At 63.2% G+C, this 8,135-nt stretch carries 9 protein-coding genes; 4 read left to right on the top strand and 5 right to left on the bottom strand.

Features of this window, described 5'->3' with window-relative positions:
* Positions 1-137: 137 nt before the first annotated feature.
* On the top strand, positions 138-449 hold the full coding sequence (locus PQR02_RS38850) for a hypothetical protein (protein ID WP_408243132.1): 312 nt from the start codon (positions 138-140) through the stop codon (positions 447-449).
* A gap of 53 nt (positions 450-502) precedes the next feature.
* Positions 503-739 carry a hypothetical protein gene (locus tag PQR02_RS38855; RefSeq protein ID WP_408243133.1) on the top strand — a complete coding sequence of 79 codons (237 nt, stop codon included), beginning with the start codon at positions 503-505 and terminating at the stop codon, positions 737-739.
* 117 nt (positions 740-856) lie between these two features.
* Here the strand turns inward: PQR02_RS38855 and PQR02_RS38860 are convergent, their stop codons facing one another.
* The 4 genes from PQR02_RS38860 to PQR02_RS38875 form a co-directional block, all read right to left on the bottom strand.
* On the bottom strand, positions 857-1,930 hold the full coding sequence (locus PQR02_RS38860) for a DUF6765 family protein (protein WP_408243134.1): 1,074 nt from the start codon (positions 1,928-1,930) through the stop codon (positions 857-859).
* Positions 1,931-2,227: 297 nt separating this feature from the next.
* Positions 2,228-2,689 carry a DUF488 domain-containing protein gene (locus tag PQR02_RS38865; protein WP_408243135.1) on the bottom strand — a complete coding sequence of 154 codons (462 nt, stop codon included), beginning with the start codon at positions 2,687-2,689 and terminating at the stop codon, positions 2,228-2,230.
* A 98-nt stretch (positions 2,690-2,787) separates the two neighbouring features.
* Complete coding sequence (locus tag PQR02_RS38870; protein WP_408243140.1) at positions 2,788-3,138, bottom strand: FKBP-type peptidyl-prolyl cis-trans isomerase; 351 nt, start codon at positions 3,136-3,138, stop codon at positions 2,788-2,790.
* 165 nt (positions 3,139-3,303) lie between these two features.
* The gene (locus tag PQR02_RS38875; RefSeq protein ID WP_408243136.1) at positions 3,304-4,176 is read right to left on the bottom strand and encodes a carbon-nitrogen hydrolase family protein; all 873 of its coding nucleotides are present in this window, start codon (positions 4,174-4,176) and stop codon (positions 3,304-3,306) included.
* A 218-nt stretch (positions 4,177-4,394) separates the two neighbouring features.
* Between PQR02_RS38875 and PQR02_RS38880 the strand changes: the two genes are divergently transcribed.
* On the top strand, positions 4,395-7,040 hold the full coding sequence (locus tag PQR02_RS38880; RefSeq protein ID WP_408243137.1) for a ligase-associated DNA damage response DEXH box helicase: 2,646 nt from the start codon (positions 4,395-4,397) through the stop codon (positions 7,038-7,040).
* A complete protein-coding gene (gene pdeM, locus PQR02_RS38885) occupies positions 7,037-7,708 on the top strand; it encodes a ligase-associated DNA damage response endonuclease PdeM (RefSeq protein ID WP_408243138.1) in 672 nt (223 codons plus the stop codon). The genes PQR02_RS38880 and pdeM overlap by 4 nt, the downstream gene beginning before the upstream one ends.
* 105 nt (positions 7,709-7,813) lie before the next feature.
* Here pdeM and PQR02_RS38890 read toward each other — a convergent pair.
* The coding region (locus PQR02_RS38890; RefSeq protein ID WP_408243139.1) for a hypothetical protein at positions 7,814-8,135 on the bottom strand (322 nt) is incomplete at its 5' end.

The raw sequence follows: 8,135 nt of genomic DNA on the forward strand, positions 1-8,135 counted from the left end.
GGCGTTACGGATCTCGCAGACCTGTTTCACCTGTGTCCGCGCCACGCTTCTACACTCCGAACCGTATTCAGCGGGCAAGCTGATTCACTGGGAATCAACCGGCAGCATCGCGCCTCGACGCGCAAGGAGAACGGAAAATGAACAGGAAGATCATTGGCGCGGCACTGGGTCTGGCAGTTCTGGCGGCATCTTCGGCCGCCTCGGCACACGTCGATGTGGCCGTCGGGCTCGGCGTACCGATCGCGGTCGTGGCCGCCCCGCCTGTCTATGTCGACCATCCGGCAACGTATCGACCGGCGCCGGTGCCGGTGCCGGTCGTCTACCGTGGCTATGACGACTGGCGCGCACGGGAATGGCGCGAGCGCCGCGAGTGGCGGGAGCACGAATGGCGCCGCGAACAATGGCGCGAACATGAATGGCGTGAATACAACCGCTGGGGTGGCTATTGAAAAGAAGTCCAATAGCACCATCTTCGGGCATCTCAACCAAACGGTACTTTCAGATGAAAGCTGGTTTTATTAAGGCCGCTCTTGCAGCAGTGGCACTCACCTCGGCGATGGCGGGCACGGCGAACGCCGCCGGCTGCATGAAGGGAGCGGTAGTGGGCGGCGTTGCCGGACATTACGCCGGGCACCATGCGGTAGTCGGCGCGGTGGGCGGCTGCCTCGTGGGACGGCATATGGCGAAAAAACACGCTGAGGAGCAGGCCGCGCAGCGTCAGCAGGCGAAGATGCAATAAGCCTGGCGAGTCGCTGAAAACTCCGGTTAATTCCGGTGAGCCGCCGCACAAGTCTTGGCGCAGGATTCAAGACGTTGTTTGGGGCGGCACTTCTTCTTTTGCGCCTTTTCCCCTCAGTCACGCAATCCGCAGTCCGCGCGCAGGCAGGATTTCCTGAGTCGTGACGAAACGGTGCTGTTTCACAGCGTCGTGAAAGAGCCGGTAGTCGCTTTTCTCGAATGCGCTGCTCCACTCCGGTCTGTCCCCGGTGTCGTCGTCGCCTTGCAGGCCGGTCGCTTTGAATTTCCAGGAGCCGCGCCCTTTGGCGATATAAGCCGGAACCGCCTCTCTCAAACCCGGAATGCGGCCGGCTTTCACCCATTCGCAAACGATCCGCAAGCGCTCGTTATCGTCCATGTTCCGGTTCGTATCGAGCAGATGGGTCAGCGTGTCCTTTACATCGTCCGGCAGACCGGGCTGCGTTTCAAAATCGTCCCGCCCCGCCAGAAACGCGCGAACCGTGCGACAAGCCATCTCGGCCGCCTGCACGAAGTCCGGCAAGTTGTGCCGGGAAATGAAGTTGTTTCGACCATCGATGTAATGCCAGCGCGCCCAGGGCTGGTCGGGATAGTGCAACGCGGCGCCGTGGCCCACAGGCAGCGCAACCGTCAACACGTCCACCTCGATGCGCTCGATCAGATGTTCGGTGGCGAGCTGAAGGCTGGCCAGCCAGCCTTTGCGCGTGCAATCCTGGGCCTCCAGCAGATGCACCCGGTTCCACGGACTTTCGATACCGGCGAACCCCTGATGCGCCCAGGTGTCGACGTATGAATGCAGTGTCACACCCAGCCGGTGCAAACCCGTCTCCGAGTCGCGCTGCCGGATCGCATGCCGCACCACTTCGCGCGCGACCTCGCTATCCGGCCGGCAGATGGCTTTTTCTTCGAGCGTCTCGCCTTCTCCGGCCGGCAAGAAATGAAACGGTGTCCAAACGAGGCGATTCTGGTCGTTCTCGGTATTGGTGTAATCGAATAACTTGTGCGCGGTGGCGAAGCGTTCAAAGGTTTCGCCGCCTTTGAAACGCAGTATTCCCCGGGTAGTCGCATCGTCGACGTATTGGCACGCATGCGCGACGGTCAGCGCATCGGCCGCTGTCATTCCGCCGATGCGGGCGGCGATGTACACCACACCATAGTGAAAGTCGATATTCATGGCTGGCGCTCCTGACGCGCGGCGAATGACGGCGGGGGTCTTCTCGACCGCGCGCATGAGCGGACGCGGGGCCGGCGCGTGAGTAGATAGTAGACGAGCGAGCGCCGCACGGCTTTAAAAAAGACGTTTTATTAGTGTTTGCAAACGCGGCGAACGGGTGCGATTGACCCTGCCTGACGGCGCGGCGAATCGCGTCGAACCATTAAACTTTCGGGCTACTGAGAGAACCAGGCGCAATGCCGCAGCAGTTTAGGGCGGCGTTATAGAGAGACCGCTCCGCAGGCCACGCCGGACGCGTCAAGACAGGTGAGCAATCGTCATCCGGCCATTCCATTGCGCATTCAGATACTCGATTGCAAGGCGCCGGTGACAGCGATGGGGTAAATGTTCACTGCAAAGCAGGCAGGCCGAGCGAAATAGATCGACGTCCAGCGTGCTTTCCACCCGGCGTTTGGCAATCAGTTCGACGTACTCCGCCGTGAAATCTTCCCATTTCAATTGTTTGGCCTGGTAGCGTTTCAGCAGATCCGGCTCGGGCGCCAGTTCCGGCATTTCCACATACGCTGCGCCGCACAACTGATCGAGGAAGTAAGGCAGATCCTGCTTTTTCGCGAAGCCCGCCAGTTGCGACGTGTTATTCAGGCGAATGTCGAGAACGGTGCGCACCTTGGCGCTTTTCAGCAGATCGAAAAAGTGCTGCGCGCTCTTGCCGGCGAAACCGATCGTGGCAACCCGCACTCCGCTGTTTTCACGTTTCATCATGAATCCCCAACAATGGGCGATTCAGCGCCCAAAAACGAAAAGCCCCGCAACGGGATCCGGTGCGGGGCTCAATTCTCAAAACATGTCACGCAGTATTACTTTACGATATCGACCAGCTCGACTTCAAACGTCAGGTCGCTGTTCGGCGGAATCACACCGACGCCACGGTCGCCGTAAGCAGTGGCCGCCGGGCAAGTCAGTTTGGCTTTGCCGCCCACTTTCATCTTCTGAACGCCTTGCGTCCAGCACGGAATCACGCGATTGAGCGGGAAAGTCGCCGGGCCGCCATGCTTGGCGGAACTGTCGAACTCGGTGCCGTTCGACAGCGTGCCGCGATAATTGACCTTCACGACATCGGTCGCTGCCGGTTGGGCGCCTGTGCCCACCGTTAGATGCTCGACGATCACGCCGGAAGGCAGCTTCTCGGTAGTAGGCGCAGCGGCCATCGCCGTCGTGGAAAGAAGCGCCGCGGCAACCAATGCAACGATAGATTTCAAAGCAAGTCTCCAGTTGGGTAACCCGCGCCATTGTAGCGGATCACCGATGCATACCGGCGGCTCGCGTGCCGCTCATATCCGGCTGCTGCGCAACGAAAGCCTTGCGCACGCGTGTTAATCGAGGCGTTGCACCATGCATCGACCCGTTGCCGGCGCTTCATCCCGCGCATTGAAATCCGCGAGCACCGTTTCTCGCTCACGGGTGTCGGCCAGCACTTCTGAATGGAGTAGCGCGGTGACCACTTCATCGCGATCGCGGCCCGCTTGCGCGACCACGTCGCCGTAGGGATTCCAGATCGCGCTCGCGCCGCACGCGGCCCACCCGCCGGTCGTGCCGACATGATTCGACAGCAGCACGTACATGGTGTTGTCGAAAGCGCGCGCCGGGAGCCAGATGCGCGACTGGTGATAGCCGGTCTTCGCGCTGAAGAGCGCGCTCGCCAGGTACGCGTGCGCGCCGTTGAGCGCCGCGAGGCGCGCGTGCTCCGGAAAGCCAGAGTCGTAGCACACGCTGGGAGCAAGCCGCCATCCGTCGAGTTCCAGCAGCATGCAGCCTTGCGAGCCCGGCTGATAAATCCGCGACTCGCTGCTAAAGAGATACTGCTTGTGATACGGCTCGATCTGATCGCCGGACCGGTTGAAAATCAGCGACGAAATGTGGAGCGCACCTGGGTTGCGCTGATCGCGTGTTGCCGCGCCCACGATTACCGCGATCTCGCGCGCACGGCAAATCGCGCGAATCGGTTCGAGCCGTGGATCCCGCGCGTCGAACGCATACTTCGCGGGATCACCGGCAATCAGATCCGGTTCATAGCCGCTGAGGAATTTCTCGGGAAAAACCACCAGTTTCGCGCCGAGCCCGGCGGCGAGATCGGTCAGTTCGACCGTTCTCGCGATGTTGGCCGCGACGTCGCCGGAAACCGGTTGCGCCTGCGCGGCCGCGATTCGCAATGACGTTTGTGGCAGCGATGTCTGTGAATGATTCAACGTGAACTCCGTGATGAACGAGTCGTTGCATTGCGCTCGCGGGACCAGAAAAGGGAATGCAAGAGAGAGCAAAGCCCCGGCATTTAATCACGGACTGCACTCGCGAAGTAAGTGTGAACCTGCGGACGTGAACCACCGGCACGGTTCCGCAGTCCACATAAGAGAACCACCGCGAGCCATTCGTCGACACGCAACTCATATACCAGCGAGTACTTTCGATGACCGAACCGGCCGATTCCGACGCGCCCGACATTCCCGCGGGTGCCGCAGCGCCAGGGTCGCGGCGCGCGCCCCGGCCGCGCCGGATTCCGCGCAGCCGCGAGCAACAGGCGCGACTCGACGCACGCGAGCCCGCCTTCGAGCCCACCCCTTTCATGCTCGACGATGCCGCTGCGCGCCGCCCGTTCGCTGACAAACTTAATGAGTGGTTCGAAGCACGCCGTTGGCAGCCGTTCGCATTTCAGCGCGAAGTGTGGGCCGAAATCGGCCAGGGCGCGAGCGGCCTGCTGCATGCCACCACCGGCGCAGGCAAGACGTGGGCCGTGTGGTTCGGCGCGCTGGCCGCCTTCGCGAGCGCCCGATCACCGGCGCGCAAACGCACTTCAGGCACGCAACCGGAGCCGCTCACCGTGCTGTGGATCACGCCGATGCGCGCGCTCGCCGCGGATACGGCGCGCGCGTTGCAAAGTTCGGCGACCGAGCTTGCGGTGCCCTGGAGCGTCGGATTGCGCACCGGCGACACGTCATCGGCCGAACGTTCGCGGCAGAACCGGCGCATGCCGTCGGCGCTCGTCACCACGCCCGAGAGCCTGACACTGATCCTCACGCGGCCCGACGCGCGCGAAGTACTCGCACACGTGCGCCTCGTGATCGTCGACGAGTGGCATGAGCTGCTCGGCAACAAGCGCGGCACGCAAACGCAACTCGCGCTCGCGCGTCTCGTTCATTGGCGGCCCGAGGTGCAGGTGTGGGGCTTGTCGGCGACGCTGGGCAATCTCTCCTTCGCCGCCGGCGTATTGCTCGCGCCCGTGAAGACGCCGCGCGTCAGCGTGCATGGCGCGCTGCCCAAAACGCTGATCGTCGATACGGTGATTCCCGAGACCATCGAGCGCTTTCCGTGGGGCGGTCATATGGGCATGCGCCAGGTCGGCGCGGTGGCCGATGCGATCGGCGACGCGCGAACGTCGCTCGTCTTCACCAACACCCGCTCGCAATGCGAAGTCTGGTATCAGGCGCTGCTCGAAGCACGGCCCGAATGGGCCGGCCTGATCGCGCTGCATCACGGCTCGCTCGATCAGGCCGTGCGCGAGTGGGTCGAACGTGGACTGAAGAACGGCTTGCTGAAAGTGGTGGTATGCACGTCGAGCCTCGATCTCGGTGTCGATTTCCTGCCGGTCGAACGTGTGTTTCAGATCGGCTCGCCCAAGGGCGTCGCGCGTTTGATGCAACGCGCGGGACGCTCGGGGCATGCGCCCGGACGTCCGTCGCGCGTAACGATCGTGCCGACGCATGCGCTCGAACTGGTCGAAGCCGCCGCCGCGCGCGAGGCTGTCGAACAGCGCCGGATAGAAGGCCGCGAAACGCCGGAGAAACCGTTCGACGTGCTGGTCCAGCATCTCGTCACCGTGGCGATCGGCGGCGGCTTCGACGCGCGTGAACTGTACGGTGAAATTCGCGGCACCTACGCGTACCGGCAACTGACGCAAGCGGAGTTCGATTGGGCGCTCGGTTTTGTCGAAGGCGGCGGCGCGGCGCTGCGCGCCTATCCCGACTATCACCGCGTGGTGCGCGAAAGCGACGGACTGTACCGTGTGCCGCGTGAGGACCTGGTGCGCAGGCATCGCAACAATATCGGCACGATCGTCACGAACGGCACCTTGAATGTCGCTTATCTGTCGGGCGGCCGAATCGGCGCGATCGAGGAGTCGTTCATTTCGCGGCTCAAACCCGGCGACGTTTTCACCTTCGGCGGACGCGCGCTCGAATTGATCCGCGTGCAGGACATGACCGCGTGGGTACGTCGCGCGACCTCATCGCGCGGGGCGATGCCGCAATGGGCGGGCAGCCGCATGCCGCTGTCGTCGGAACTCGCCGACGCCACGTTGACGATGCTGGCACGCGCCGCCGCCGGCATCTACGACGAGCCCGAAATGCGCGCGGTACGGCCGCTACTTGAATTGCAGCAGAAGTGGTCGGCGGTGCCCGAGCCTGGCGTGCTGGTGGTCGAGTTGCTGAAGTCGCGCGAGGGACATCATTTCTTCTGCTATCCGTTTGCGGGGCGCACCGCGCATATCGGTCTGGGTGCCTTGCTCGCATGGCGCGCTTCGCGCGAGAAGCCCGGCACCTTTTCGATTTCGATGAACGACTACGGTTTCGAACTGCTCTGCGCGCAACCCTTCGATTGGGCCGCGCAATTGCAAGGCGGCCTGCTTTCACTTGACGAACTGGAGCACGACATTCTCGCGAGCCTCAATTCTTCCGAACTCTCGATGCGGCGCTTTCGCGAGATTGCGCGCGTGTCGGGACTCGTGTTCCAAGGACATCCCGGTCAGCAGAAAAGCGCGCGGCAATTGCAGGCGTCGAGCGGGCTGTTCTATGAGATCTTCCGCAATCACGATAGCGGCAACCTGCTGCTCAATCAGGCCGATGACGAAGTGCTGTTGCAGGAACTCGACGCGCAGCGCATTCGCATCGCGCTCGAACGCATGAACGCGAGCCGCGTCGTCGTGACCCGGCCCAGTAGGCCGACGCCGTTTGCGTTTCCGTTGATCGTCGGACGCTTGCGCGAGAAGGTGAGTACCGAGAAGCTCGCGGATCGCATTGAGCGGATGCTCGCCGAACTCGAAAAGGCGGCGCGCAAATGAAGCCTGCTTCGTTGACCGTCGAGATCGCCGGGCATCCGCTTGTCCTGTCGAACTTGCGCGCGTGTTTCGATCCGGTGCTGAATTGCCTGTTCGTCGCCGATGCGCATTTCGGCAAGGATGCGGTGTTTCGCGCGCGAGGCATCCCGGTGCCGGTCGGTTCGACGGCCGACAATCTGATGCGCCTGGACATTCTGATCGCCGAATTCGAACCGGCCATGCTGGTGTTTCTCGGCGACCTGTTGCACGCGCGCGAGTCACATGCGCAGCAGACGCTCGATGCGTTGCATGTCTGGCGCGTGCGGCATGCGGGACTGCGGATGCTGCTGGTGGAAGGTAATCACGACCGGCATGCGGGTGCGCTGCCGGGGACGTTGGGTGTCGAGTATGTGCAGGAGCCCTGGCTCATTGGGCCGTGGGCGTTGTGTCATCAGCCGCGACGGGTCGAGGATGCGTATGTGCTTGCGGGTCATCTGCATCCGGTTTATCGAATCTCGACGCGGACCGATTCTGTGCGAGTGCCGTGTTTCCGGTTCGGTACGGAGTGTGGCGTGTTGCCGGCTTTTGGAAGCTTTACTGGGGGAGCGCGCGAAGAAGGACGTGTGCCTGGGGAGAGGGTGTTTCTGGTGGTGCAGGAGCGGGTGATCGAGTTGGGTGCTGCGGTAAGGTGAGTGGACGGGGGCCGTCCACTCGTTCCTGTTCGTTTGGCCTGGTTTTGGGGCGGAGGCCGGTCGTTGCCGGCCTCCGTTTCTTCTTGCGTGACGTACTGCGTCGGTTTAGTGGTTGCCGCCGCCGTGACCACCGCCGTGGCCGCCGCCGTAACCGCCACCGTGGCCTGATCCGAAGCCACCGCCGAAGCCGCCGCCGTGGCCTGATCCGAAGCCGCCGCCGAAGCCGCCGCCGTGGCCTTGGCCGCCGTTGCCGCCGTTGCCGGGGCCGCCGTTGCCGCCGTTTCCGGGACCGCCGCGGCCGCCGTTGCCAGCACCACCGTTGCCCGAACCGCCACCATTGCCGCCGCCTCCCGGACCGCCGTTGCCCGAGCCGCCGCCGTGACCGCCGTTGCCAGCCCCACCGTTGCCCGAACCTCCGCCGTTGCCA

Source organism: Paraburkholderia sediminicola, from assembly GCF_046026895.1.
Classification (GTDB): domain Bacteria; phylum Pseudomonadota; class Gammaproteobacteria; order Burkholderiales; family Burkholderiaceae; genus Paraburkholderia; species Paraburkholderia sediminicola_C.